The sequence below is a fragment of the Paracoccus amoyensis genome (assembly GCF_014490725.1).
Lineage (GTDB): Bacteria > Pseudomonadota > Alphaproteobacteria > Rhodobacterales > Rhodobacteraceae > Paracoccus > Paracoccus amoyensis.
In genome coordinates this window covers 670,642-695,745 of sequence record NZ_JACOQL010000002.1, presented here as the reverse complement: position 1 = coordinate 695,745, position 25,104 = coordinate 670,642, and the positions used below count along the sequence as shown (strand labels likewise).

Below are 25,104 nucleotides of genomic sequence, written 5' to 3'. Positions count from 1 at the left end.
TTTATCGTTGAAGCATCCTGACAACCGCCCAGGCGGCAATCACGGACAGGAGCATGGCACCCGAGGCGGGGACCGGAACGGGGGCCGGCAGGCTCGGCGGATCATAGGGTTCCCGGATCAGGCAATCGCATGGCACCGGTTCATCGGCACCATTTGACCAAGCGGGAATACCGGCCATGTCGTCGGCCCATACCGAAGCCAGGTCGTCAACATGGCCATAGGGATCTACCGGCCCGTCATACTTCGACAGGTAGGCCAAATCCGGCGCCGCGACGGGGACCGGACAGTCCAGCCTGGGACCGACGAAATCGGCAGGATACCAGGCAGGCCTGAAACCGATGCCGGGGAAATCATGAATGACCTCCCGACCGGCATGGTAAGGGATGGCGAATGGGGTCACCGCCGCCCTCCCTGATCTTCATCGGGGTCTATCAGGGACTGAAAAATGATCACCGGCCAGAACAGCGGCCAGACGCCCACGGCGATCATTGCGCCGAAGCCCAGGATGCACCCGTTGCGATAGGCGAAGATCGCCAGGGCGATCAACGACAGCACGGCGCCAAGGTAATAGGCAGCGATCCACCAGATCATCGCACACCGCCCAGCAGCTCGTCGCCACCTGTCGGCAGGCCGATGCCATACCCGATCCAGAACATCGCCCCGAGGAAAACGAACAGGGCGACCGCGCCGATCGCATCACCGACCATGTCAGGATTGACCTTGATCCTTGACAGGATGCGCATCACGCCACCTTCCGGCTGTCAGTGCCCTCGTCGGATTTTTGACTGGAAACAGGCGGATATTTTACCGTATCCAGAATGCGGGACTTCTTTTGAGGATAACGATCCGGCCACAGGTCTTCCGGCTTCTGGCCAATGAAATCAGCGATGAGCTGCTGCGCCTTGTAGTGCGTCTGGCCTTTCACGCGGCGGCACGATCCCACTGGCAGATCGTTACGTTTCGCGAGTTCGGTCATGGTCATGCCACGGCGATGCATCTCGGCGACGACGGCAGGCCAGTCCATTACAGGCTTCCGTTTGGTCATAAGGGGTCTCCTTCAGTTAAGGCAGGTGCTGCAACACCTGCTTTTTCTTGGGGTAGTTCAGGCAACCGGGTGGCGTGTAAGCGTCACCCACAAGAAAGGGATAACAGTGAATATCTGTTAAGTAAACAGATAAAATCTGTTTTATGGCATGGCACGACCTTCAGTATCGAAAACACCGTTTGCAGAACGACTTACGTCTGTCCGAATGCATGTCGACGGCAGAGATCGCAAAGCATTTGCTGAAGATTTAGGTATAAATGCGGAGACGTTGGGCGGATACGAGCGCGGTGACAGCCTTCCCGATCAGTGGTTTCTACTAGATTATAAAAAGAGATTTTCTGTTAATCTTGACTGGCTACTAACCGGCGAGGGTGAGATGTTTCATCCCGCTTATGGTCGCCCCCACACGCTTCCGATGGGTGCTTCGCCAGCCATGATCCGCCTTCCTATATATGGCGACGTGCATGCAGCGGCCGGCCTCAGTTCGATCCCTGTCGGCGAACTGGCCGACGGTGTAATGTCCTTCGATCCGCGATTCCTGCGTGATCAAGGTGCGGTTCCAGAGAAATGCAGCGTAATCTGGGCACATGGCGACAGCATGATGCCGACGATTCCTGACGGATCAGCCCTGATCGTCGATCGCAGCCAAACCGAGGTGAAAAACGGCAGCATCATGGTGATCGGTGTGGGCGATGACCTCTTGGTCAAACGCGTCCGCCGCCGACTCGATGGCCTGATCGACTTGATCTCGGACAATTCGGCCTATGCACCAGAAACCCTCGGCCCGGCCTCGCTGCAGCAGCTACGCGTCGTCGGCCGCGTTGTCTATTTCTGCAGGACACCATGATGGTCGAGACGTACTTCGTCGATGTGATCTGTTTCGGGGAAAGCGTTGACATCATGCCGACTTTGCAAGCGGCCATCGAGCGCTGCCCATACAAGCACGACTTCACTGTTTCGGAGCTTGCCGAACTCGTCGAGTGGACCGCTGGAGGCAAATACATACCAGTTGATACATTGGATCGCATCGAAGGGCGCAACCTTGGCTCAATAACGGGATGGGTAATCCAGAGAATCCAGTCTGAACAGCGGATACTTCAGGTCATTGATCCGGGTGTTCGTAAACTTAGACCCTATATCGAACTGCTGCCAGGAGTTCATTATTGTAAGGCAGTCGAGGATTACTACGGTAGATGGTTGCAACCAAAGGAGCTGGTCCCCCTGCCCATGGAACAGTGCGACTGCGATCGTTGCAGTTGCCAGTATCATGCCCAAGGTCGATTCGACGTAGAAGAAAGGGGAGCGAAGCCAAGGGATCCGGGTTGATATGCAAGGACATTCACGGATGTTCCTGTTAAGTTCTGGTCAGAACCAGCAAACAGGAATATTTCGTGCTCGCCACCATCCTCCCGACCGCCCCCGTTGCCCCCTGGCTCGGCGGCAAGCGCAACCTTGCCAAGCGTATCTGCGCCATCATCGATGCCGCACCCTGTCAGATCTATGCCGAACCATTTGTGGGCATGGGCGGGATCTTCCTGCGTCGCTCGACCAGGCCGAGAGCCGAGGTGATCAATGACCGGGGAAGGGATATCGCCAATCTGTTCCGCATCCTCCAGCGCCATTATCCGCAGTTCCTGGACTGCTTGCGGTTCCAGTTGACTACCCGGACCGAGTTCGAACGCCTGATCAGGACCGATCCCGACACGCTGACCGATCTCGAACGCGCAGCGCGTTTTCTTTACCTTCAGCGCACCGCATTTGGCGGCAAGGTTTCAGGGCGCAACTTCGGCGTCGATAAAAGCCGCCCGGGCCGCTTCAATCTGACCACACTCGAGCCGATGCTCGAGGATCTGCACAGCCGCCTCGCGGGCGTCACGATCGAATGCCTGGACTGGTCGGCATTCATCCCGCGATATGACAGCGCCGAGACATTGTTCTATCTCGATCCGCCCTATTGGGGCTGCGAGGGTGACTACGGCAAGGCGATGTTTGAACGCGCTGACTTCCAACGGATGGCAGAACAGCTCGCCACAATCCGCGGGCATTTCATCCTGTCCCTGAATGACCTTCCAGAGGTGCGTGAGACGTTCAGCGCCTTCGATCTGACACCGGTTCGCACCACTTACACGATCAGCAGTCAGCGCAACGATGGTGCAGGTAGCAGGGCAGAATTGCTGATCTCGAACTGGCCGCTTCCAGGGCGTCAGGACGTGGTCGAAAAGTCCCATTCCTGACAGTTTGCGATTTCGGAAACCTCCCGCTGGATAAATGGGCGTTTTGACGCGATATATCCAACAATACTTGGTTTCCGAACTCACGCAGGGTTTCCGAACGCGATTTCGGAAACCTCCGTTCACTACCTTCTGGACAAACTGACAGCTTCAACCATCTCGATGCATCGTTCGCGCCAATTTCTCTAATGTTAGCTGGGTGTTATCAGATGTGCGGTTTTTGCTGCCACTCTGCAAGAATATGCGCGCTCGATGTCGGATAAAGGGCCGTTTTCACCCGGCGACTTGCATTCTCCGCGACCGCCCCAAGTCGCCCCTCACGGTGGTTTTTCCCTTACCTGTCAGGATGTTGGGTGCGGTCAGGCTGATCTTTCACTTTGTCCAGAAGGTAGTCCCCCCCTACAAGATTGGGAATAGCAAGGTCCTCAATGCGCCTTCGCATTTTTTCTGCGACATGCAGAGCCCCGGCCTGGTCTGTTTCCGGCAGAATACATGCAAATTCTTCGCCGCCATACCGCAGACAGGCATCTTGACTGCGTCGCATCACGCCATCCAGCGCAGCAGCGACCATCTGCAAGCACTGGTCACCTTTGGGATGGCCGTATGTATCGTTGAACTGCTTGAAACAATCGACATCAACCATGACGAAAGACAGCCAATCCCCTAGGCGGGACAAGCGGCGCACCTCGGATTGCAACAGTTTTTCCAGCATCCGGCGATTGCCAAGACCCGTCAACGGATCGGTCATGGCCAGGTCGGCGAACTGATCGCGCATCCGCTTTAGCTCGATATGGTTACCGACACGGCTGCGCAGGGCGACGGGCTGAATCGGTTTGGTCACATAATCGACCGCGCCAGCGGCAAAGCCGCGCACTTCATCATCCGTTTCATTCAACCCGGTGGTGAAAATCACGGGTACGCCCGAAAAGGCCGGATCCAGCTTAAGCTGGCGACAGAGGGCATAGCCATCCATTCCGGGCAGCACGATATCCAGTAAAATCAGATCAGGAACAGAGGACTGAACACTGGCCAATGCCTCTTCCCCGGAACGCGCAAAGCAGATTTCATAGTCATCCTCTAATACCGCGCCCATGATTTCGATGTTCGAAATGTCATCATCCACAATCAGTATCACAGGCTTGATCATGCCGAGGCCACCCTGTCTTCGTGTCGCGGCTGTTGTGCATCAAGCAGCCTTGCTGCTGCATCATAGTCCAACTGTGTCAGCGCCTGCATGACGGGATGGCTGTCGGTCGCTGCGGCCGGCAATCCAATCGCGCTGGCATAGACATGAAAGCCCTTTCGCGCCGACAGGCTGCGGCGCTGCACCTGCGCGTAAAGCGTATCAAATGCGTCCTGGATCTGGACAAAATCTGTCGTCGGCTTCGGTTCTGCCTGCTCGGAGGCTGGCGATTTTGTCAGGATTTCAGCCGCTGCTATTGCTGGTGCAACCTGTGCCGAGAGTTCGGTGATCAAGGTATTTACGCCACCAAGATCGCGTTGCGCCAGTCGCGCTTCGATCTGTCCGGCCAGATTTGACACCTGTGGCAGTTCCAGCGATCCGGCAACGCTTTTCAGCGTGTGGGCAAGCCTGCTGGCGTCCTCGTGCGCCCCCGTGGCAATGAAGTCCGTCAAATCATCTGCGACAGATGCGTAAGTCGCGGCGAAGCCAATAATCAGTCGTCGCAACAATGCCGCTTTGCCGTTCACCCGCCGCAACGCGGTGGCAAGGTCAAATGGAGGCAAACTTTCGGGCAGATTATCGATGGATGCTGCGGCAGGTTGCGACCGGTCCTGATCACGTTGTTCAGCCTTTGGCTGAAGCCAGCGTTCCAGCTTTGCCACCAACAGCTTGGGATCGACGGGCTTGGAAATATGATCGTTCATTCCTGCGTTCAGGCATCTTTGCCGCTCTTCATCATAGGCGTGGGCGGTCATTGCGATGATCGGCAGTTCACCGGTATCCAGGCTTCTGCGAATTTCGCGGGTTGCCTCGATACCGTCCATTTCCGGCATTTGAACATCCATCAACACCGCGGCATAGCAATTGTCTTCGACAAGAACCTTGCGACAGGCGACACGCCCATCTTCGGCCCAGTCCACGACAAGCCCCGCATCGGTCAGCAATTCGATCGCAATTTCACGGTTAATGGCATTGTCTTCGACCAACAACACAGTCAACCCGTGCAAATCATCGCGCAAACGCGGAAGGGCGATAATATCCGGTCGCGGCACGGCCATTTCGCGTCGTGCGGCGGGCGCGAAAAGCTGGTTCAATATTTCCAACAGATTATGCGGATCGACCGGCTTTCGCAGCACGGCATTGATGGCTTTGCGATCATTGTCACGAAGAAACTCATCGACAGGATATGCTGTCACCATCAACGTAATCGGCATGTCTTGCTGAGCGACACTTTCCTGCATCGCGCGCAAGGTTTCCAATCCGTCCATGCCCGGCATCTTCCAATCAAGCAGAAGCAGATCATAGGCTTGACCGATGGTCTTGCTGTGTTCCAGCAGTGACAGCGCCTCTGGCCCTGACGAGACCAGATCGGCATGCAATCCCCACCGGCCAAGCGTTTCATTGATGATATCGCGCGAGGCCGGGTTATCGTCCGCCACCAGCACACGCAGACCCGATAGCGACTTATTCACCGGCGAAACCGGCTGCGGAATGGACCGAGAAATCTGCAGACGCACGGCGAATGAAAAAACGCTGCCACTGTTCGGTGCACTCTGGACGGTGATCCCGCCGCCCATCTGCTCAACAATCTGGCGGCTGATGGCAAGGCCCAGCCCTGTTCCGCCAAAACGCCGGGTGGTTGAGCTGTCTGCCTGCGTGAAAGAGGTGAACAGGTTTCGTTGCTGTTCCGGCGCCATACCAATGCCGCTATCGCTGACCGAACACCTGATCGTGGCATATCCGCCATTTTCCTCGACCATCCGCACGGCGATCATCACGCCACCTTTTTCCGTAAACTTGATTGCATTGGTCAGCAGATTAAGAACCACCTGGTTCAAGCGCAGTTCATCACCGACCAGAAGCAGGGGGATGTTGTCATCAATTTGCACGTCGATCGTCAGGCGCTTTACATGTGCGCTTTCAGTGACCAATTGGACCTGACTGGCGATCGCCGCACGAAGGTCAAAATCATGCGCCTCCAACAGCAGTTTCCCAGCCTCATTCTTTGAGAAATCCAGAATGTCGTTAATCAGGCGCAACAACGAAACACCGGCGCTGTTCAGCTTGGCCACGTAGTCGCGCTGCTGCAGGTCCAGCGCAGAGCGTTGAAGCAGGTGACTGAAGCCAAGGATGGCGTTGATCGGCGTGCGGATTTCATGGCTGACATTTGCCAGAAACATGCTTTTGGCGCGGCTGGATTCTTCGACCGCTCGATTGCGGTCCTCCAGCGCAATGCTTTTCAAAACCAGCTCATCGCCCATCATGCCAATCCGATCAAAGGCCATGCGCACCTTGTCGGTCACCCAGATCAGGATCAGCATCTGAAACACCACGATCACGGCATGAAGGGCCACCCGGGCAAGGTTCCCCTCACCCGGGAAAACCAGAGAGGGCAGCAGATAAAGCAGCACAAGATGATGCAATGCAGTTGCTGCGGCGGCCAGAATCAATGCGATCCGGTCGAACCATGCGATGTTCAGCGCCATGACTGCGAAGAAATACATATGCATGTCCATCTGCCACGGGTGCCCCGAAAAAAGCACAAGCAGAAATGCCGGCTCACCAATCAGGACGACGCTTGCCAGATACCGCGCCACCGGGGCCGTTCCGAACCGCAGCCAGGTCAGATGGTATATTGCGGCCAGAACGGCACCGATCATCATGGCCGTGACCATCGGCATGGCTTTATTCCACGCTGCCGCCGCCCCCAAAAGCGGCACATGTGCCCAAAGTAGCAAGACCAGCAGCCCGCCAAAACGTTCGCGCAAGCAATTGATTTCAGAATTCATGGGACAACCCTTCAACAGGGGAAAAGCAACCCAGTAGCCGCGGCGATGGCAGAACGAACAACGCCCCGCCCGCGATGACCGTCTGTTTGAAGCCGGGGTCATCCGATGCAACAATGGCAATATTTGACAGGCCGCCAAAGCCAAGCACACCACCATTGGCGCGATAGACAAGGTCAAGAACATCGGCCTGGTCTAGTCCAGGCCGTGCAATCACCAGATATTGCCCCGGCACGCTGGCGGTCAGCAACGTCACCAGAACGATGCCGATAAGACCGGCAATCAACACCATGACCGCGGGTAGAAGATCTGCCCAGCTTGCTGCCCGATCCACCGGATCGCCGACGTGGTTATCACCCCATTTATCGTTCACTGTCATACCTGCCTGCCCTCGTTTTTGAACAATATGAGAGCTAGGCCATTTGGCTCTGTGCGCGGTTAATCGTGAAGCGCAAAGCGCTGAAAGTTTTCATCGCATTCGATCTATCCGACAGCGCCATCCTGCCGATTCACGGCTGCGCCGCGATTTTGATCCAAAGCCAAACCCACAATTGTGCATAGAAAAATTATTCACATCAAGTTATGCGAGGGCTCTGCAATGACACACCGTGAAGACCGAAACGGCAAAGCCATGTCCCGACGCCAATCAATCGGGGCGCTTGGCTTTGGCGCGGCCACCGTTCTGGCGGCCCCTGCGGTTTTGGCACAGCAAGCACCGGAACCACCCAGCACTGTGACCACGCCCCCCCGCAGTTTCGAGCCGGACGCGCCACCGAATGTTTATTTCGTGGACCCGGATCTGGTCACCCATGACCCGGCCTTCGGGGCGCTGATTCAGGCCAATGCACCGATCAAACGGCTTTGGACCGGTTCGCTATGGGCCGAAGGCCCCGCATGGAGCGCCGTTGGTCAATATCTGGTCTGGTCCGACATTCCGAACAATCGCCAACTGCGCTGGTTACAGGACGACGGGCATGTCAGCGTGATGCGCGCGCCGTCCAATAACTCGAATGGGAACTACTTCGACCGGCAGGGCCGGCAGCTTTCTTGCGAACATCTGACCCGCCGCGTCGTGCGATATGAACTGGACGGCACCGTAACGATCATCGCAGACAGATTCGAAGGAAAACGCTTCAATTCACCCAATGACGTGACCCAGCATCAAGACGGCACGATATGGATCACCGATCCGCCCTATGGCGGCCAGCTTTACGAAGGGGCACCGGATGCCTCGGGCGGTCCGTCCAATCCCGATGGGCATCTCGACCCTCGTGTCGGTCAGCCCCCCGATATCGGCGATGCGCGGCGTGAAATGGGTCATGGCGTCTATCGCGTGACCGAGGACGGCACCATCTCGCGCATGATCGATGAGGTGCAGCTTCAGAACCCGAACGGGCTTTGCTTCTCTCCTGATTTCGACCGGCTCTATGTCTCCAGCACCGGCGCAGGACCGGGGGATACCGGCGAAGGCGGGAAGGGAGAGATCTTCATCTTTGATCTGGCCGAAGATGGAACAGTCTCGAACGGTCGCGTCTTCACGGATTGCATTGTCGATGACATCAAGTGTTCGCCCGATGGCGTCTGTGTTGACGTCTATGGCAATCTCTGGGCTTCCAGCAGCGCAGGTCGTGCCGTCGGCTATAACGGCGTTACCTGCTGGGCACCTGATGGGCGACTGCTGGGCCGGATTCGTCTGCCCGAAGTGTGCGGGAACCTGTGCTTTGGCGGGCCAAAGCGGAACGTCCTGTTCATGGCGGCCAGTCAATCGCTTTATGCCGTTCCGATGGCAACACAGGGCGTCAGCTTTGGCTGAAATGCAAAAGGGCGCGTGACACACGCGCCCTTTTCGTTAATTTTTCTGCCCTTCGACGGCGTCGAGATCCTTGTCAGAGGGCGGCGTCCAGCCGCGACAGGCAGGGGCGCAGAATGCGCTGTCACCTTCTGCCAGTGCCTTGTCACGCTCATTCCGCAGTTCGATGGCGCAACAACTCTCGGCAAGCCTACTTTTAATGGCGTGCGACCAGTTCCGAACATCGCCATCGCAACCGGTTATCGTCAGGCCGATGCCCGTCGGATCAGTTGAAAGCCCACATCAATTGTTTCCGTGGGTTGCGGCATCTCGGCCGAAAAGCGGCGTAACAGGGCATTGGCCGCCGCCTTGCCCAAGGCATCGCGGTCAACCCGGATCGTCGTCAACGGCGGAAAGGTGTGTGCGCTGAAATCCTGATCGCCAAAGCCAACGACCGCAATCTGGTCGGGCACCGACAGGCCACGCGCAACGGCCTCGGTCAAAACGCCATGCGCAAACTGGTCAGAGCTGCAAAAAACCACGCCTTGCCAGAATCCTTGATCGTCGATCAGTGCCGACAAAGCCTCGCGTCCCTGTCCCAGGGTTGCCGTTCCCGCCGGGAAATCTATCCGGGCCACGGGGCTGCCCCCAAGCGTTGCATAGCGGTCGATAAAAGCATCACGCCGACGTCTGGCCCGCGCGTCCCCCGCCGTGACCGTCGCCGCATTGCGATACCCGGCAGCCACCACAAATTCAGCCGCCGCAATGCCGGTTTCCGTGTGGGAAAAGCCGACGCAGCAATCAATCGGGGTTTCGGTGATATCCCAGACCTCGACGACCGGAACGCCTGCCCCAATCAGCATCCGCCGCACCTCGGCACTGTGATGAATGCCAGTCAGAAGGATTCCATCGGGACGGCGGGCCAGATGGGCGGCGACGGTTTCCTGTTCTCGTGCCGGATCAAAGCCCACTTCGGAGACCATGATCTGATAGCCCTTGTCGCGCATGATGTCAGAAAAGCCATGCAGCAGGCTGGAATAGACGATATTGGTGATCGACGGGACCAGCGCGGTGATCAGGTTGCTTTTCCGCGATGCCAGCGCCCCCGCCAGTGCGTTTGGCACAAAGCCCGTCAGTTCGATCGCCTCACGGATACGGCGCAGCGTTTCGGGCGACACTTTCGACGGATCGGACAAGGCCCGCGACACCGTCACCTGCGACACGCCGGCCATCCGACCGACGGTTGTCATGGTCACCGCCCCCCTGCCTTTACCAAGGGGACGACTGCTGCTTTTGTTATCCGATGCGCTCATATCAAACTGATTGCCGCGTGATCACATGCCGCGCAAGAGGTATTACAGCATGGACGACTTCCGCCGCGCCAGCATCACCGACCCGACGACCGAGCCAAGGATCAGCACCCACAACAGCACGACAATCCAGCTTTTCGTGAAGAAGATGCTTAGCGAACCGAAGCTTTCCAGACTTTTTACAAAGTAGATTTCGGCCGATGGGCCAAGGATGAAGCCGATCACGAAGGGCGCGATTTCCAGCCCCAGTTTGGTGGCCGCCCAGCCAAAGATACCGAAAACCAACAGGGTCCAGACGTCAAACATGATGCCGTAATTGATCGTATGGGCCCCGACCACGCACATCATGAGGATGACCGGGAACAGGATGTGCTTGGGCACGGCCACCACCATCGCCAGCCAGCGGATCGCAAAATACATCATCACGAACATTGCAAGGTTGGCGATCAGCATGGCGATGATCATGGCATCCCACGTCATCGGGTTGTTGCCGATAAACAGCGGCCCGACCTGCACTCCCTGCAAAGTGAAGGCCCCGATCAGCAGCGCGGTCGTTGCATCGCCCGGAATGCCCAGCGACAGCAGCGGCACCAGCGCCCCCCCCGGTCAAACCGTTATTGCCGGATTCCGACGCCATGACGCCCGCCGGATTGCCCTTGCCAAAGGTTTCAGGCTCCTTCGACGTGGTCTTGGCCGCCGTATAAGCCAGAATGGATGCGGCCGAGCCACCAACGCCTGGCAAAATGCCCACAAACGTCCCGATCCCCGATGACCGGATCAGGTTCGTGACCTGCCCCTTGAACACCGACCAGCGAAAGCGGCTGTGTTCGCCCACCTTGATATCCTTCAGCGACTGGCCCTTGGGCATCCCCGCCTCGGCTGCTTCCAGGATGGTGGCCAGCCCGAAAAGGCCGATCAGCACTGGCAGCAGCGAAAACCCGGATTCCAGCCAGTATTCCGTGCCGGGCGGGATCAGGCGATATTCGCCGTTGCCGCCGTCGGTCACGTCATAGACCCCGATCAGGCTGACGAAGATGCCCAGAAAGCCGGAAAAGATGCCCAGCAACATATCCTCGGACAGTGCCGCCATGACGGTCAGCGCGAACAGGATGATCAGGAATTTCTCGACATAGGAAAACTTGATCGCGAAATCGGCCAGTGCCGGGGCAAACAAGAACAGCGCCGCCAGCGATATCAGACCACCCACCAGCGATGAGATGATGCCGATGCGCAGCGCCTTTTCTCCCTCGCCCCGCTGCGCCATCGGCCGCACACGACCTTTCTTGGCGCGATTGTCGGGCGCACTCCTCACTCGCCCCACAATGTATGCGAATACATAAATCTTTCAGCATAATTGACGCCCATCTGTCAATATGTTCTTAGAATTTGAAGTATTCCCAAAACTGCCTTCAAAATATCGTTGCTTTCACATAATGTATACGTATACATATAAACAGCAAAGCATCCGCGGAGTTTTCCCAATGTCCCTGCCCCCTCGTGTATCGCCGTCATCCTTGCGCAGCTCGCGTTGGTTTGGGCCGGATGATCTGCGCAGCTTCGGGCATCGGTCGCGGATGATGCAGCTGGGCTATTCCGAGGCGGATTTCATGGGGCGTCCGATCATCGGCATCCTGAACACCTGGTCCGACCTGAACTCTTGCCACGGGCATTTCCCCGAACGGGTCAAGGATGTGAAGCGCGGCGTGCTGCAGGCGGGGGGGCTGCCGATGGAAATGCCTTCGCTGTCGGTCGATGAAAGCTTCACCAAGCCAACCTCGATGCTGTATCGCAACATGCTGGCGATGGAGGTGGAAGAGATGATCCGGTCGCACCCGCTGGACGGCGTGGTGCTGATGGGGGGCTGCGACAAGACGACACCGGGGCTTGTCATGGGGGCGATCACGGCGGGCGTGCCGATGATTTTCCTGCCCGCCGGACCAATGCTGCGCGGCCATTATGCGGGCAAGATTCTGGGGTCGGGGTCGGATGCATGGAAATACTGGGACGAACGCCGCGCGGGCAATATCACCGATGAAGAATGGCTGGGGATTCAGGGCGGCATTGCGCGGTCCGTGGGCACCTGCATGACGATGGGCACGGCCAGCACCATGACCTCATTGACCGAGGCGATGGGCCTGTCGCTGCCCGGCGCTTCCTCCATCCCGGCGGCGGATTCGGGGCATCAGCGCATGGGCGCCGATTGCGGGCGGCGCATTGTCGACATGGTCTGGGAAGGGCTGACCCCGGATCAGATCATCACCCCGGCGGCGGTGCAGAACGCCGCTATCGTCGCCATGGCCACTGGCTGTTCGACCAATGCAGTGGTGCATCTGATCGCGATGGCGCGGCGGGCGGGAATTGATCTGACCCTTGATGATCTGGACGCATTGGGGCGCAACACGCCGATGATCTGCAACGTGCGCCCGTCCGGCAAAGATTACCTGATGGAGGATTTCTTCTACGCCGGCGGTCTGCGGGCGCTGATGGCGCAACTGGCCGACAAGCTGGACCTGTCGGCGTTGACCGTCACCGGTCAGACGCTGGGCGAGGGTATCGCCGGGGCCGAGGTCTATAATGACGATGTAATCCGCCCCCTGTCGAACCCGGTCTATGCAGAAGGCTCGCTGGCGGTGCTGCGCGGCAATCTGTGTCCGGATGGCGCGGTCATCAAGCCCGCCGCCTGTGACCCGAAATATTGGGTCCACGAAGGCCCTGCGATGGTGTTTGACAGCTATCCTCAGATGAAGGCGGCGGTCGATGACGAAAATCTTGACGTAACACCCGATCACGTCATGGTGCTGCGCAACGCAGGCCCGCTGGGCGGTCCGGGCTTTCCCGAATGGGGGATGCTGCCGATCCCAAAGGCGCTGATCAAGCAGGGTCACCGCGATATGCTGCGGATCTCGGACGCGCGGATGTCGGGTACATCCTATGGCGCCTGCGTGTTGCATGTGGCGCCTGAAAGTTTCGTTGGCGGCCCGCTGGCGCTGCTGAAAAACGGCGATACGGTGCGGCTGGACCTGCCTAACCGGCGGCTGGACATGCTGGTGGATGAAGCTGAACTGATCCGCCGCCGCGACGCATGGACGCCCCCCGAACCGCGCTACACCCGCGGCTACGGCTTTCTGTTCCAGACCCATGTCACCCAGGCCGACAAGGGCTGCGACTTCGACTTTCTCCAGCAAAGTTTCGGCAGAGCCGCAGATGAACCAGACATCTTCTGAAGGGAGGATAAATGACGCTGACACTTGATCAGGCACTGACCGGCATTTCAGGTATCCTTGTCACGCCCTATGATGATGCCGGCGAAATTGCGCCGCAAAAGCTGACCCCGATTATTGACCGCGCCCTGCAAGCGGGCCTGCATATGCCCGTGGTGAACGGCAATACCGGCGAATTTTACGCCCTGACGACGGATGAGGCTTGCGCGATGGCGCAGGCCGTCACCGAACTGGTGGCAGGTCGTGCACCGGTGCTGGCAGGCGTCGGGCGCGGCATTCGCGATGCCGTACGACTGGCGCGGGCATCGGCGGATGCGGGGGCAGCGGCGCTGATGATCCATCAGCCGCCAGACCCGTTTGTCGCACCGCGCGGCGTGGTGGATTACCTGCACGCGGTGTCGGACGCATCGGGCGGATTGCCGATGATGATTTACCTGCGCAACGACGCCATCGGCACCAAAGCCATCGCCGATTTCTGCGCCGTGCCGGGCGTCAGGGGCGTCAAATGGGCAACCCCCAACCCGATGAAACTGGCCGAAGCCAAAGAGGCATGTGACCCCTCGATCGTCTGGGTCGGCGGCCTGGCCGAAGTCTGGGCCCCATCCTTCTATGCCGTCGGGGCGCGTGGCTTTACCTCTGGGCTGATCAACCTCTGGCCAGAGCGTTCGATCGCAATCCATCAGGCGCTGGAGCTGGGCGATTATCCAGGTGCAAACGCATTGATCGCCGGGATGCGGGCCTTCGAGGATATCCGCGCCGAGGAAATGAACGGCACCAATGTCACCGGCGTCAAAGCGGCGCTGCAGGCCATGGGGCATGATTGCGGCCCGGCCCGACCGCCATCGGCATGGCCGCTGACAGATGCGCAGCAGCAAAAGCTGAGTGTATTTCTGTCAGCAAACCAGCTGATCTAAGGAATGGCGTGGCCCGCGCAGGCCTCGCTATTCAATCCGGCCCAACACGTCACCAAAGCCCAACACGCTGCCAGCCGCCGTTGACTGGGTCAACGTGCCTGCGCGATGCGCCTCGACCCGCGTTTCCATTTTCATCGCCTCCATGATGGCGATGACATCGCCTTCTGCGACCTGTGCGCCATCGGCGACCTGCCATGCCGTCAGCGTCCCGGGAACCGGCGCGGTCACAGCGGCAGCGTCATGTGCTGCATCGGCTTGCGGCGCCGAAACCGCTCCTGCGGGTGCGGCGGACAGTATTCCGGCTGGCAGACCCAGCTCATGCCGCTTGCCATCAATCTCGATCCCGATGCGCAGAAGTTCCGGGGCCTTGGCAGGCGTTACACGGCCATGCGGCGCAACAGCCGATGCCAGACGATCCGCGAAATCGGTTTCAATCCAGCGGGTATGGACACGAAATTCACCATCTTCAGCGCGAAAGTCATCTTCGGCCAGAACCGCGCGGTCAAACGGCAACACGGTCGCCACGCCGTCGATCCTGAACTCGGCCAAGGCACGCACGGCGCGCTGCAAAGCCTCGGTCCGGGTGGCGCCGGTCACGATCAGCTTGGCCATCATGGAATCAAAACTGCCGGGAATGACCGATCCGCTGACGACCCCACTATCCACACGGATACCGGGACCAGAGGGCGCGTCAAAGACCTTGACCGGGCCGGGGGTCGGCAGGAAGCCACGGGCAGGATCTTCGGCATTGATGCGAAATTCGATGGAATGCCCGCGCGGCGCAGGCACGGTTTCATCGGCCAGCTTTGCCCCACGGGCAATTGCGATCATGCCGCGCACAAGGTCGATCCCGGTGGTTTCCTCCGTTACAGGGTGTTCGACCTGCAACCGCGTGTTCACCTCTAGAAACGAGATGGTGCCATTGGCCGACAGCAGATATTCAACTGTCCCCGCCCCGCTATAACCCGCATGGGCGCAGATCTGGCGCGCGGATTCGTGGATCCGGGCGCGTTGATCATGGGTCAAAAACGGCGCGGGTGCTTCTTCGACCAGCTTCTGATTGCGGCGCTGAAGCGAACAGTCGCGGGTGCCGATGACCTTGACCGAACCGTGCTTGTCAGCCAGCACCTGCGCCTCGATATGACGGGGACGGTCAAGGAACTGCTCGATAAAGCATTCGCCGCGACCGAAGGCCGTCAAAGCTTCGCGGGTGGCCGAAGCGAACAGCTCTTCAACCTCGTCCAGACGCCATGCGACCTTCATCCCGCGACCACCGCCACCGAATGCCGCCTTGATGGCGATGGGCAGCCCGTGTTCCCTGGCAAAGGCCAGCGCGTCAGCGCCGCTTTCGACCGGGCCGGGGGTGCCCGCAACCAGCGGTGCGCCAACAGCTTCGGCGATCCGGCGCGCTTCGATCTTGTCGCCAAGCGCCTGGATGACGGCCGGGTCCGGGCCGACCCAGATCAGGCCGGCATCCTGAACTGCCTGCGCAAAATCGGCACGTTCAGACAGAAAGCCATAGCCGGGATGGATGGCATCGGCCCCGGCTGTCTTCGCGATGGCGATGATTTTTGTGGCATCCAGATAGGTTTCGGCTGGCTTTTCGCCCTCGAGCGCATAGGCGTGATCGGCCATTTGCACGAACGGCGCGTCACGATCGCTATCGGCATAGATGGCAATGGATTCGATGCCCTCATCCCGACAGGCGCGGATGATGCGGACGGCAATTTCGCCTCGGTTCGCAATCAGCAAACGCTTCAGCGGCAGCAACTCGGGGCCTTTGGTGAACAGGGTCATGGGGACTCACTTCGGCTTGATTGGGGTGAAATCATGATCGGCGGTAAAGCGGATGCGCGCGCCGGGCGGGATTTGCCCCGCCAGATCCAAAGCCTGCGGCAACAGCGTCGCGATCACCGGATAGCCGCCGGTCAGCGGATGATCGGCCAGAAACAGGACCGGCTGCCCGAAATGGGGCACCTGAATCGCGCCGGTTTCGGTCCCTTCCGAGGGCAATTCGCGGGTGTCTTGCCGGATCAGGGGCTGTGCCCCCTGCAACCGGATACCAACGCGCGAGGATTGCGGCGTGACCTGCCATTCCTGCGTCAGGAAATGCTGCACCATCTCTGGCGTGAACCAATCGGTGCGGGGACCAAGCGTGACCGGCAATTCGATCACGTCCTCCGGGCCGGGCAATTCAGGCTGAATCTCCGGGTCCGCGGTTGCGGCGGCGGGGGCCATCGCGGGCGACAGCCCCTCACCCCCTGTCAGCGGATCGGGACCGACAAAGGCCAGCGTATCGGTGGCGGCAGAGCCAAGCACAGGCGCGACGTCAAACCCGCCCCGCAGCGCCAGATAGCTGCGCATCCCGCGCTTTGGCGGCTGGATCAGCAATTCGTCGCCTGCATCCAGCGCGAATGCTGCGCCGGGCATTGCCGGTATTTTCAGGCCATCCGCGATGATGTCCAACTGTTCGGCCGCCCCGGTCAGCGCCAGCGTGACATTGGCATCGGCCCGCAGCCGCACCGGGCCAAGGGTGATTTCCAGCGCGGGCGCATTCGCCGGATTGCCCACTGCCCGGTTCGCGCGATGCAGCGCGCCCATATCAAGCGCCCCCGAGGCCGAGACCCCCTGACCGCCCTGCCCCGGTCGGCCTTCATCCTGAAAGACGATCGGGAACGCGGTTGAAAGGATTGTCAGTCCGTCCGCACCCTTTGGTCGCGCGATGCTGGCGACCGGAGAAACCTTGGCTTCACCCACAACGAATCGCGCACGCGTGCCCGGGCGCAAAAGTGCGGGCGGATCGCGGGACAGGTCCCACATCGGCACCCTGGTCGTGCCAATCAACTGCCAGCCCCCCGGCGTATCCTGCGGGTAGATCCCGCAAAACCGCGATGCCAAAGCGACCGAGCCCGCCGGAATCCGTGTGCGGGGCGACTTGCGGCGCGGCAGATCAAAGCGCGGGTCGTCGCAGGTCATATAGGCGAAACCGGGCGCAAAGCCGCAAAAGGCCACCTGCCACGTCGCAGCCTGATGGGCGGCAATGACTTCGGCCACGCCAAGGCCCATCAGGTCAGCGACATCATTCAAATCCTCGCCATCGTAGGTCACGGGGATTTCGACAATCTCGGCCGTTTCATATTCATGTGCGGCACCTGCTGCCGGCTGTCGCACCATGATCGCACTGGCCAGCGCGGAATCGGCCGCGACGCCCGGTCCGGTTCGGATCATCAGCGTCTGTGCGGCGGGAATGATTTCAGTCACGCCTTCGACCGGATCGGCCCGCAGCGCATCAAACAGGGCCAGCGTCTGTTTCAGATCGCCAAGTTCGACCAGAAGGGTTCGTGGGCCAACGGGTAAGAATCGCATGGTCACACCTGCCAATGACTGTCGGGAATGTCGGTGATGAACATATGCCCCGGTGCATGGGTGATGGCAAAAGGCGGCTTTGATGCCATGACGGCAGCCTGCGGGGTCACGCCACACGCCCAGAACACCGGCACTTCGCCGGCGCGAATCTCGACCGCATCGCCGAAATCGGGGCGTGACAGATCGGCGATGCCAAGCGCGGCGGACTGACCGATATGCACCGGCGCACCATGAACCGCCGGAAAACGGCCCGAGATCATGGCGGCCTCGGCCACGCGATCCGCCGGAATCGGGCGCATCGACACAACCATATTGCCGTGCAAACGTCCCGCCGGGCGGCAATCACGGTTCGTCAGATACATCGGCACGTTGCTGCCTTGGGTGATGTGGCGAACCTCGATCCCGGCCTGTTGCAGCGGGGTTTCAAAGGTGAACGAACAGCCGATCAGGAAGGTCACCAGATCAGGATGTTCCGTCCATGCGACCGAGGCATCCGGCACCTCCTCGGTCAGCACGCCATCGCGCCAGATCCGATACAGCGGAATATCGCGGCGCAGATCCGCGTCAGGCGCCAAAGCGGTCTGGAAGCTGCCGGGGTCGGTCACGTCCAGAACGGGGCAAGGTTTCGGATTGCGCTGCCCGAACAGCAGAAAATCCCAGGCCCAGTCCTTGGGCAACGAGATCATGTTGCACTGCGTAAAGCCCGGCGCCATGCCGGCGGTGGGCACGATCAGGCCATCGCGACAGGCCAGCCGCGCCGTCCGGGCAGGTGCTGTCTCCGGTCGCATCAGCGTGCCCCCGGAACAAAGGATGTGACGGCGACACCTGCCGCAATCAGGTCCTCGCGGATGCGCCGTGCCATATCAACCGCGCCCGAACTGTCGCCATGCACGCAGATGCTGTCAGCCGTCAGGGTCAGCGTAGAGCCGTCAATCGCCTCGATCACGCCTTCCGTCGCCAGCCGCACCATCCGCGCGGCGACCGCGTCGGGATCATGCAGGACGGCACCCTTTTCACGGCGCGAGACAAGCTGTCCATCGGGCGTATAGGCCCGGTCGCCAAAGGCTTCGGCCACCGTCGCCAGCCCGGCATCCTGCGCACGCTGCAGGATCGGCGCACCGGCAAGACCCATCAAGATCAGGCCCGGATCAATTTCGCGAAGGGCCGCGATCACGGCATCCGCCTGCCGCGCATCATTGGCAATGGTGTTATACAGCGCGCCATGCGGCTTGACGTAAGTCACCCGCGTGCCTGCCGCAGCGGCCAGGCCCTGCAAGGCCCCGATCTGATAAATCACATCCGCCGTCAGTTCAGCCGAGGTCACATCCATCGGACGGCGACCAAAGCCCACCCTGTCGGGATAGGATACATGTGCCCCCACGGCCACGCCCCGCGTCGCAGCTTGTGTCACGGTCGCCAGAATGCCCAACGGATCGCCCGCGTGAAAACCGCAAGCGATATTGGCGGAACTGACAATCTCCAGCATGGCTGTATCGTCGCCCATTTTCCACGCGCCATAGCCTTCGCCAAGATCGCTGTTCAGGTCGATGGTTGTCATGACATTCTCCTGTAAAAATGGGCTTGAGAAGGAACGACCCCCTAAGGGGATCGCTCTACGATACCTATGCGTTCAGGAAGGCAAAGATCGGGCCGATCGACTTGAAGCCCATATACCACGTCAGCAGGCAAACGATCGCGCTGGCAATCAGCAGCGGACGGTTATAGCGATGGCCGCCCATCAGATCGGGCCGTGCAAAGCCGACATAGGTAAAGATCGTCAGGCCAATCGGCAGGATCAATCCGTTGAAACCGCCGACGAAGACCAGAATGGCCGCCGGAGCCGTGCCCAGTGCCAGATAGACCGCCAGCGAAAAGGCGATGAAAATCACGGTCGCGATATTGCGGCTGCGATCATCCAGATGCTTGAAGACGTTCAGGAAGCTGACCGAGGTATAAGCCGCCCCGATGACCGAGGTGATGGCCGCCGCCCACAGCACCACGCCAAAGATACGCATGCCCCAGTCACCCAGTGCAGCCGCGAATGCCTGTGCCGCAGGGTTGGCCGCCTGACTGGACAGATCCAGCGTCACACCCGATGCGACCACGCCCAGAATGGCAAGGAACAGGATGAAACGCATGACGCCCGTCACCGCGATCCCCGACAGCGATGCGCGGGTCACAGCGGCAAGGTTTTCCTCACCCACCAGTCCCTTGTCCAACAGACGATGCGCGCCGGAATAGGTGATATAGCCGCCCACGGTGCCGCCGACGATGGTGGTGATGGTTGGAAAGTCGATCACATCCGGGAAAATGGTTTGACGCAGCGCATCGCCGACCGGGGGGTTCGAACTGATCGCCACGATCACCGTCATGACGATCATCAGAATGCCCAGACCGATCAGTGCCCGATCCAGCAGCAGTCCTGCCCGATGCGACAGAAATACTCCGATTGCCAGCAGCGCCGATATCGCACCGCCAATCTTGGGGTCCAACCCGAACATCGCGTTCAGGCCCAATCCGCCACCCGCGATATTGCCCACGTTGAAGGCAAGTCCGCCGATGATCACAAGAATTGCCAGCAGATAGCCCGCCCCCGGAATGGCAGCATTCGCGGTTTCGGACGCGTTGCGGCGGGTCAATGCGGTGATACGCCAGATATTCAGCTGCACCACGAAGTCGATGATGATGGAGGCCAGAATTGCAAAGGCAAAGGCTGATCCCAGCTTTGCCGTAAAGGTTGCGGTTTGCGTGATAAATCCCGGCCCGATGGCCGAAGTCGCCATCAGAAAGATGGCCGCCAGAAATCCACCCCGCAGGGTTTCGTTCGCGACCGAGGATGTCCGTGTGGTTTCGCCCATCAGTCATGCTCCTGCTGCAATGGTGAAAGTTGCCTAGCGAATAGCTTCAACGTGAATTTAGCATGGCAATCAGTCAACAATTATTTGTCATTTTAACATATTTTGTTGAACAATTTTCATAAACATGCCGAATGATATGCTTATTTTCTGCGCATCAGCATGTTCAAATGCCAGATCAGACACGCTTGTTTGCGCAATAAGATAGACAAAATTCGCGAATCATCGCGGCGGAACGCTTGATCAGCCATTCACTTTCGGCCCATCATCGCACGGTATTCAGGATGGAATTATGCGCCAGACACTATCTCCCAGCCTTGCCGAAGAGACTGCGGCCACCCTCCGCGAAGAGCTTGCCCGTGGAAGGTTGACCCCGGGTCAGCGCCTGTCCGAAGCCAAGCTGGCGGCCGAGTTGGGAATTTCCCGTAATACGCTGCGCGAAGTGTTCCGCCTGCTGACGCGTGAAGGCATCCTGCGCCACGAGCCCAATCGGGGCGTTTTTGTGGCGACCCCCTCCATGGCATCCGTTCTGGATATTTTCCGCGTCCGCCGCCTGATCGAAGTTCCGGCGCTGGCACAGGCATGGCACAGGCACGAAGCGGTCGACAGCATGAGAAAAGCCGTCGAACGCGCCGAAAGCCTGCGCGATGAAGGCGATTGGCGGGCGATTGGCAGTGCGAATATGGAATTTCACACGGCCATCGTCTCACTTAGCGACAGCCCCCGCCTGTCGGCCTTCTTTGCCCAGATCATCGTCGAACTCAGGCTTGCATTCGGTCTGCTGGAAAACCCCGAACAACTGCACGGCCCCTATATCCAGCGCAATCGCGATATTCTGTCCCGGCTTCAGGCCGGCGATCCCAAGGGCGCGGCATTGATGTTGGATGATTATCTGGAAAAATCAGAACGGGCGGTGATGGCGGCATTCGCCCGCATTTCCTGATCCGCGCGCCAGATAATCTTTGTCCCGCCAAGACTTGCGCCCCCGCCCAAAAGGGCGTTCAAGACGGTCCCATGGAAAAGTCGCAGCCATCCGGTCCTTGTCATATCAACCGGGTCAAGTCCTGCCATTCGGAAGAACCGCTGCTGCGCCTTGACAACAGAGGTTAACGCAGCCGTCATGGGCATACAAAATGGCTGCCAAAACGGCTGCGTGAGGGAGAGGATATATGGAAAATCTAGAAGCATTTCTGGGAAAGATCGGCGGCATCGTCTGGGGGCCGTATCTGCTGATCCCGCTGCTGCTGGGCACCGGACTTTACCTGACGCTGAAACTGGGCGGCATTCAGTTTCTGCGCCTGTGGCCGGCGCTTCGGCTGGGCCTGATCAAGCGCAGTGATGATACTGATGACGGCGACATTTCGCAGTTTCAGGCACTGACCACCGCGATGGCCGCAACCGTCGGCACCGGGAATATCGTGGGCGTCGCCACCGCCATCAGCACTGGCGGTCCGGGTGCCTTGTTCTGGATGTGGGTCACGGCGCTGCTGGGCATGGCCTCGAAATATGCCGAGGCTTTCCTTGGCGTCCGCTTCCGCACGACGGATTCCGCGGGCGAAAAGAACGGCGGCCCGCAATATTATCTGGAACGCGGCATTCCCGGCGGCTTTGGCAAGTTTCTGGCGATCAGCTTTGCGATCTTCGCGGTTTGTGCCTGCTTTGGCATCGGCAACATGACCCAAGGCAATTCGATCGCGTCGAACCTGACCAACAGCTTCGCCATCCCAAGCTGGGTGACCGGGGTGGTTCTGGCCGGCCTGACGCTGGTTGTGCTGGTTGGCGGGATCAAATCCATCGGCAGCGTCACCGCCGGTCTGGTTCCTGCCATGATCGTGTTTTACGTGCTGGGCGCGCTCTATATCCTGCTGGTAAATATCAGCGCCGTTCCTGCGGCCTTTGGCGAAATCTTTAGTCAGGCTTTCACCGGCAGCGCGGCCGTTGGCGGCTTTATCGGCTCGACCATCATGATCGCCGTTCAGTTCGGCGTCGCACGGGGCATCTTTTCCAACGAATCCGGCATGGGATCCGCGGCCATCGCGGCGGCCTCGGCGCAGACCACGCATCCGGTCCGGCAGGGTCTGGTCTCGATGACGCAAACCTTTATCGACACGATCATCGTCGTCAGCTGCACCGGGCTGGTCATCATCACCACCGGCGTCTGGCATGAGGTTGATCCGGCAACGGGGGAACAGATCTCGGCCGCGATCATGACCGGTCAGGCCTTCAGCCATGGGCTGCCCGGTCAGTGGGGGCATTGGATCGTGACCATCGGGCTTGTCCTGTTCGCCTATTCCACCATCCTTGGCTGGGCCTATTACGGCGAACGCAATGTCGAACGTCTGGTCGGTCGTGGTGGTGTCATGCCGTTCCGCATCTTGTTTTCGGCCATCGTCTATGTCGGTTGCACGATGCAGCTGGGCGTGGTCTGGAACTTCTCGGACGTGATGAACGGGCTGATGGCCATTCCGAACCTGATCGGCCTGCTGCTGCTGTCGGGACTGATCGCCCGCGAGACCAAATTCTATCTGCAGCACGATCCCAAGCTGGAAGCCAACCGCGCCGAGATCGAGGCTTTCATGCAAGGTCAGTCAAGCTGGGAAGACTGGAAGCGCGGCGAACAAGAACCGGCTTAAGCCGCGATCCATTGCCATGAAAATGCCGCCCCGTCCGGGCGGCATTTTTATAATTGCGTCGCAGGCACCGGCTTGTGATTGAACCATTTCATCTGGTTGCGTGTTAGAGGACAACCACACACTCACGGACCACACACTCACGGAGCGTAACCATGCAACTGCATCGCTATCTGACAATCGCTGTCGTGCTGGTGGCGACGGGCACGGCCCTGCCCGCCTTTGCGGATCCCGGTCGCGGGAATGGAAACGGAAACGGCAAAGGCGCACATAACGGCAATCCTCACCAGCCGCGTGGACATCGCGCGGATCGCGACAATGATCGCCGCTATGTTGCAAACTGTCCGCCCGGTCTGGCGAAAAAGAACCCGCCCTGCGTTCCGCCGGGACAGGTGCGCAATCGCGATTATTACCCACGCGTCGGCGATGATTTTCGGATCGGCGACTATATCGTCATTCGTGATCCGGGCCGCTATCATCTGGAAGAACGCCGGGGCTGGAACTATTACCGCGATGACAACCACATCTATCGCGTCGACAGCAATACCCGCAGGGTTCTGGCTGTTCTTAATCTCATCGACGCCTTTACCAACTGACCAGACGACTATCGCAGTCCTGCTTCGGCGCGCCCTTGGTGGCGCGCCTTTTTCTTGGCACAAAGGGGCGATCAAGGGGAAAGAAGTGACCGTGACCGAAAACCTTACCACACGGGACAGGCTGTTTCGCGACGGCCGAATTTCAATCGGGTTGGTCCTGCCAATTCGCAGCGCAGACGGGGATGATGTCGACTTTCGGCAGCAGGTGGAACTGGCCGCGCAGGCGGAGGAATTGGGTTTTGCTGCCGTCTGGGTGCGCGATGTGCCGCTGAACGGGCCGTGGTATCCCGAAACCTTCGGCCATCCCGACCCATTCACGATGCTGGGTGCGATTTCTTCGGCGACCGACCGCATCGCAATCGGGACCGCCGCAACCGTGCTGACCTTGCGCCATCCCCTGCACCTCGCCAAGGCGGCCATTTCGCTGGATCAACTGGCCCCGGGGCGCTTTGTCCTTGGCCTTGGATCGGGCGACCGGCCCGAAGAATTCGCGGCCTTCGGCGAAGATGTCAGGGATCACAAGCAGCTTTACCGCGACCATTGGAGCGAACTGTCCGCCGCATTGGATCGCCCGCCGCGCATCTTGGGCAAAACCGCCGATCCGGCGACGCAATTCGACCTGCGCCCACCGGCAGCCAGCGATATTCCGATGCTGGCCATCGGCTCGGGCGGCCAGACACTGGAATGGATCGCCCGTAACGCCGCTGGCTGGGCCACCTATCACCGCCCGGCCAAGGTGCAACGCGACCGTTACATGCTGTGGCGCCGCGCAGTCGACAGCACCGCGACAGGCCAGTTCCGCAGCTTCAGCGTGGCGTTCAGAATTGACCTGCTGGACGATCCAATGGCCGCCGTCGAAGAAATCGATCTTGGCTATCGGACCGGGACGACCGGATTGACCGGTGTTTTGCAGGATATGCGCGATATGGGCGTGCATCACGCCTTGCTGAATATCGCGCCCACCGGAAGGTCCGCCCAGGAAACCTTGCAAGCCATCGCCGACGATGTATTGCCCAAGCTAATCTAAAACAACAAAATGACGCATTGACCGGTGCCAACTCTTGGCTTTCCTTTATCCGCACACGCCAGAACGGCGTTCTCATTCCAGTCGCAGCAGCCATTCCATGCCATCCAATCGCCTTCTGTCTTTCGCTCAACGCAACTATCAAATGCTGCCC

At 59.5% G+C, this 25,104-nt stretch carries 24 protein-coding genes and 1 pseudogene; 10 read left to right on the top strand and 15 right to left on the bottom strand.

What is annotated here, in order from left to right; all coding sequences use genetic code 11:
• Position 1: 1 nt before the first annotated feature.
• Genes H4P12_RS08290 through H4P12_RS08275 form a run of 4 tightly spaced genes read right to left on the bottom strand, consistent with a single transcriptional unit; the run spans position 2 to position 1,045 of the window.
• Positions 2-400, bottom strand: a complete 399-nt coding sequence (locus H4P12_RS08290) for a hypothetical protein (RefSeq protein WP_187793166.1) — start codon at positions 398-400, stop codon at positions 2-4.
• Positions 397-591 (bottom strand): hypothetical protein, encoded by a 195-nt coding sequence (locus tag H4P12_RS08285; protein WP_187793165.1) that lies wholly within the window; start codon positions 589-591, stop codon positions 397-399. Before H4P12_RS08285 ends, H4P12_RS08290 begins: the two co-directional genes overlap by 4 nt.
• Positions 588-743, bottom strand: a complete 156-nt coding sequence (locus H4P12_RS08280; RefSeq protein ID WP_187793164.1) for a hypothetical protein — start codon at positions 741-743, stop codon at positions 588-590. The genes H4P12_RS08285 and H4P12_RS08280 overlap by 4 nt, the downstream gene beginning before the upstream one ends.
• Positions 743-1,045 (bottom strand): helix-turn-helix domain-containing protein, encoded by a 303-nt coding sequence (locus H4P12_RS08275; protein ID WP_187793163.1) that lies wholly within the window; start codon positions 1,043-1,045, stop codon positions 743-745. The genes H4P12_RS08280 and H4P12_RS08275 overlap by 1 nt, the downstream gene beginning before the upstream one ends.
• Positions 1,046-1,250: 205 nt before the next feature.
• Between H4P12_RS08275 and H4P12_RS08270 the strand changes: the two genes are divergently transcribed.
• The 3 genes from H4P12_RS08270 to H4P12_RS08260 all read left to right on the top strand — a co-directional run bounded on the left by H4P12_RS08270 (position 1,251) and on the right by H4P12_RS08260 (position 3,279).
• Positions 1,251-1,892 (top strand): S24 family peptidase, encoded by a 642-nt coding sequence (locus H4P12_RS08270; RefSeq protein ID WP_246449047.1) that lies wholly within the window; start codon positions 1,251-1,253, stop codon positions 1,890-1,892.
• Positions 1,889-2,371, top strand: a complete 483-nt coding sequence (locus H4P12_RS08265) for a hypothetical protein (protein ID WP_187793161.1) — start codon at positions 1,889-1,891, stop codon at positions 2,369-2,371. The genes H4P12_RS08270 and H4P12_RS08265 overlap by 4 nt, the downstream gene beginning before the upstream one ends.
• A 65-nt stretch (positions 2,372-2,436) precedes the next feature.
• Entirely contained in the window at positions 2,437-3,279 is an 843-nt protein-coding gene (locus H4P12_RS08260; RefSeq protein WP_187793160.1) for a DNA adenine methylase, read from the top strand.
• A 331-nt stretch (positions 3,280-3,610) separates the two neighbouring features.
• Here the strand turns inward: H4P12_RS08260 and H4P12_RS08255 are convergent, their stop codons facing one another.
• Genes H4P12_RS08255 through H4P12_RS08245 form a run of 3 tightly spaced genes read right to left on the bottom strand, consistent with a single transcriptional unit; the run spans position 3,611 to position 7,624 of the window.
• On the bottom strand, positions 3,611-4,423 hold the full coding sequence (locus tag H4P12_RS08255; protein ID WP_187793159.1) for a diguanylate cyclase: 813 nt from the start codon (positions 4,421-4,423) through the stop codon (positions 3,611-3,613).
• A complete protein-coding gene (locus tag H4P12_RS08250; RefSeq protein WP_187793158.1) occupies positions 4,420-7,248 on the bottom strand; it encodes a hybrid sensor histidine kinase/response regulator in 2,829 nt (942 codons plus the stop codon). The genes H4P12_RS08255 and H4P12_RS08250 overlap by 4 nt, the downstream gene beginning before the upstream one ends.
• Entirely contained in the window at positions 7,238-7,624 is a 387-nt protein-coding gene (locus H4P12_RS08245) for a hypothetical protein (protein ID WP_187793157.1), read from the bottom strand. Before H4P12_RS08245 ends, H4P12_RS08250 begins: the two co-directional genes overlap by 11 nt.
• A gap of 219 nt (positions 7,625-7,843) precedes the next feature.
• Here H4P12_RS08245 and H4P12_RS08240 point away from each other — a divergent pair, with 219 nt between their 5' ends.
• Complete coding sequence (locus H4P12_RS08240) at positions 7,844-9,058, top strand: SMP-30/gluconolactonase/LRE family protein (protein ID WP_187793156.1); 1,215 nt, start codon at positions 7,844-7,846, stop codon at positions 9,056-9,058.
• 242 nt (positions 9,059-9,300) lie between these two features.
• Here H4P12_RS08240 and H4P12_RS08235 read toward each other — a convergent pair whose 3' ends face one another.
• The 3 genes and pseudogenes from H4P12_RS08235 to H4P12_RS19015 form a co-directional block, all read right to left on the bottom strand.
• A complete protein-coding gene (locus tag H4P12_RS08235) occupies positions 9,301-10,284 on the bottom strand; it encodes a LacI family DNA-binding transcriptional regulator (protein WP_187793363.1) in 984 nt (327 codons plus the stop codon).
• 105 nt (positions 10,285-10,389) lie between these two features.
• Positions 10,390-10,935 carry a tripartite tricarboxylate transporter permease gene (locus tag H4P12_RS19020; RefSeq protein WP_343069786.1) on the bottom strand — a complete coding sequence of 182 codons (546 nt, stop codon included), beginning with the start codon at positions 10,933-10,935 and terminating at the stop codon, positions 10,390-10,392.
• 25 nt (positions 10,936-10,960) lie between these two features.
• Positions 10,961-11,608: pseudogene (locus tag H4P12_RS19015) on the bottom strand (tripartite tricarboxylate transporter permease); the annotation flags it as partial.
• A gap of 217 nt (positions 11,609-11,825) precedes the next feature.
• Between H4P12_RS19015 and araD the strand changes: the two are divergent.
• Both araD and H4P12_RS08220 read left to right on the top strand, forming a co-directional pair.
• Positions 11,826-13,568: an L-arabinonate dehydratase gene (gene araD, locus H4P12_RS08225; protein ID WP_187793155.1), complete on the top strand. Its 1,743-nt coding sequence runs from the start codon at positions 11,826-11,828 to the stop codon at positions 13,566-13,568.
• A gap of 11 nt (positions 13,569-13,579) precedes the next feature.
• Positions 13,580-14,479, top strand: coding sequence for a dihydrodipicolinate synthase family protein (locus tag H4P12_RS08220; protein ID WP_187793154.1), 900 nt, complete (start codon positions 13,580-13,582; stop codon positions 14,477-14,479).
• 27 nt (positions 14,480-14,506) lie between these two features.
• Here the strand turns inward: H4P12_RS08220 and H4P12_RS08215 are convergent, their stop codons facing one another.
• From H4P12_RS08215 to H4P12_RS08195, 5 genes are all read right to left on the bottom strand, one after another.
• A complete protein-coding gene (locus tag H4P12_RS08215; RefSeq protein WP_223115738.1) occupies positions 14,507-16,276 on the bottom strand; it encodes an acetyl/propionyl/methylcrotonyl-CoA carboxylase subunit alpha in 1,770 nt (589 codons plus the stop codon).
• Between the two features lie 6 nt (positions 16,277-16,282).
• Positions 16,283-17,845 (bottom strand): 5-oxoprolinase subunit B/C family protein, encoded by a 1,563-nt coding sequence (locus H4P12_RS08210; RefSeq protein ID WP_187793153.1) that lies wholly within the window; start codon positions 17,843-17,845, stop codon positions 16,283-16,285.
• Between the two features lie 2 nt (positions 17,846-17,847).
• Positions 17,848-18,633, bottom strand: coding sequence for a putative hydro-lyase (locus H4P12_RS08205; RefSeq protein ID WP_187793152.1), 786 nt, complete (start codon positions 18,631-18,633; stop codon positions 17,848-17,850).
• The gene (locus H4P12_RS08200; protein ID WP_187793151.1) at positions 18,633-19,403 is read right to left on the bottom strand and encodes a LamB/YcsF family protein; all 771 of its coding nucleotides are present in this window, start codon (positions 19,401-19,403) and stop codon (positions 18,633-18,635) included. Before H4P12_RS08200 ends, H4P12_RS08205 begins: the two co-directional genes overlap by 1 nt.
• 64 nt (positions 19,404-19,467) lie before the next feature.
• On the bottom strand, positions 19,468-20,703 hold the full coding sequence (locus H4P12_RS08195; RefSeq protein WP_187793150.1) for an NRAMP family divalent metal transporter: 1,236 nt from the start codon (positions 20,701-20,703) through the stop codon (positions 19,468-19,470).
• Between the two features lie 289 nt (positions 20,704-20,992).
• Between H4P12_RS08195 and H4P12_RS08190 the strand changes: the two genes are divergently transcribed.
• The 4 genes from H4P12_RS08190 (at position 20,993) to H4P12_RS08175 (ending at position 24,953) form a co-directional block, all read left to right on the top strand.
• Complete coding sequence (locus H4P12_RS08190) at positions 20,993-21,643, top strand: GntR family transcriptional regulator (RefSeq protein ID WP_187793149.1); 651 nt, start codon at positions 20,993-20,995, stop codon at positions 21,641-21,643.
• A gap of 226 nt (positions 21,644-21,869) precedes the next feature.
• Complete coding sequence (locus tag H4P12_RS08185) at positions 21,870-23,333, top strand: alanine/glycine:cation symporter family protein (protein ID WP_187793148.1); 1,464 nt, start codon at positions 21,870-21,872, stop codon at positions 23,331-23,333.
• Between the two features lie 152 nt (positions 23,334-23,485).
• Positions 23,486-23,926, top strand: a complete 441-nt coding sequence (locus tag H4P12_RS08180) for a hypothetical protein (protein WP_187793147.1) — start codon at positions 23,486-23,488, stop codon at positions 23,924-23,926.
• Between the two features lie 85 nt (positions 23,927-24,011).
• Positions 24,012-24,953, top strand: coding sequence for a TIGR03571 family LLM class oxidoreductase (locus tag H4P12_RS08175; protein WP_223115737.1), 942 nt, complete (start codon positions 24,012-24,014; stop codon positions 24,951-24,953).
• Positions 24,954-25,104: the final 151 nt, after the last annotated feature.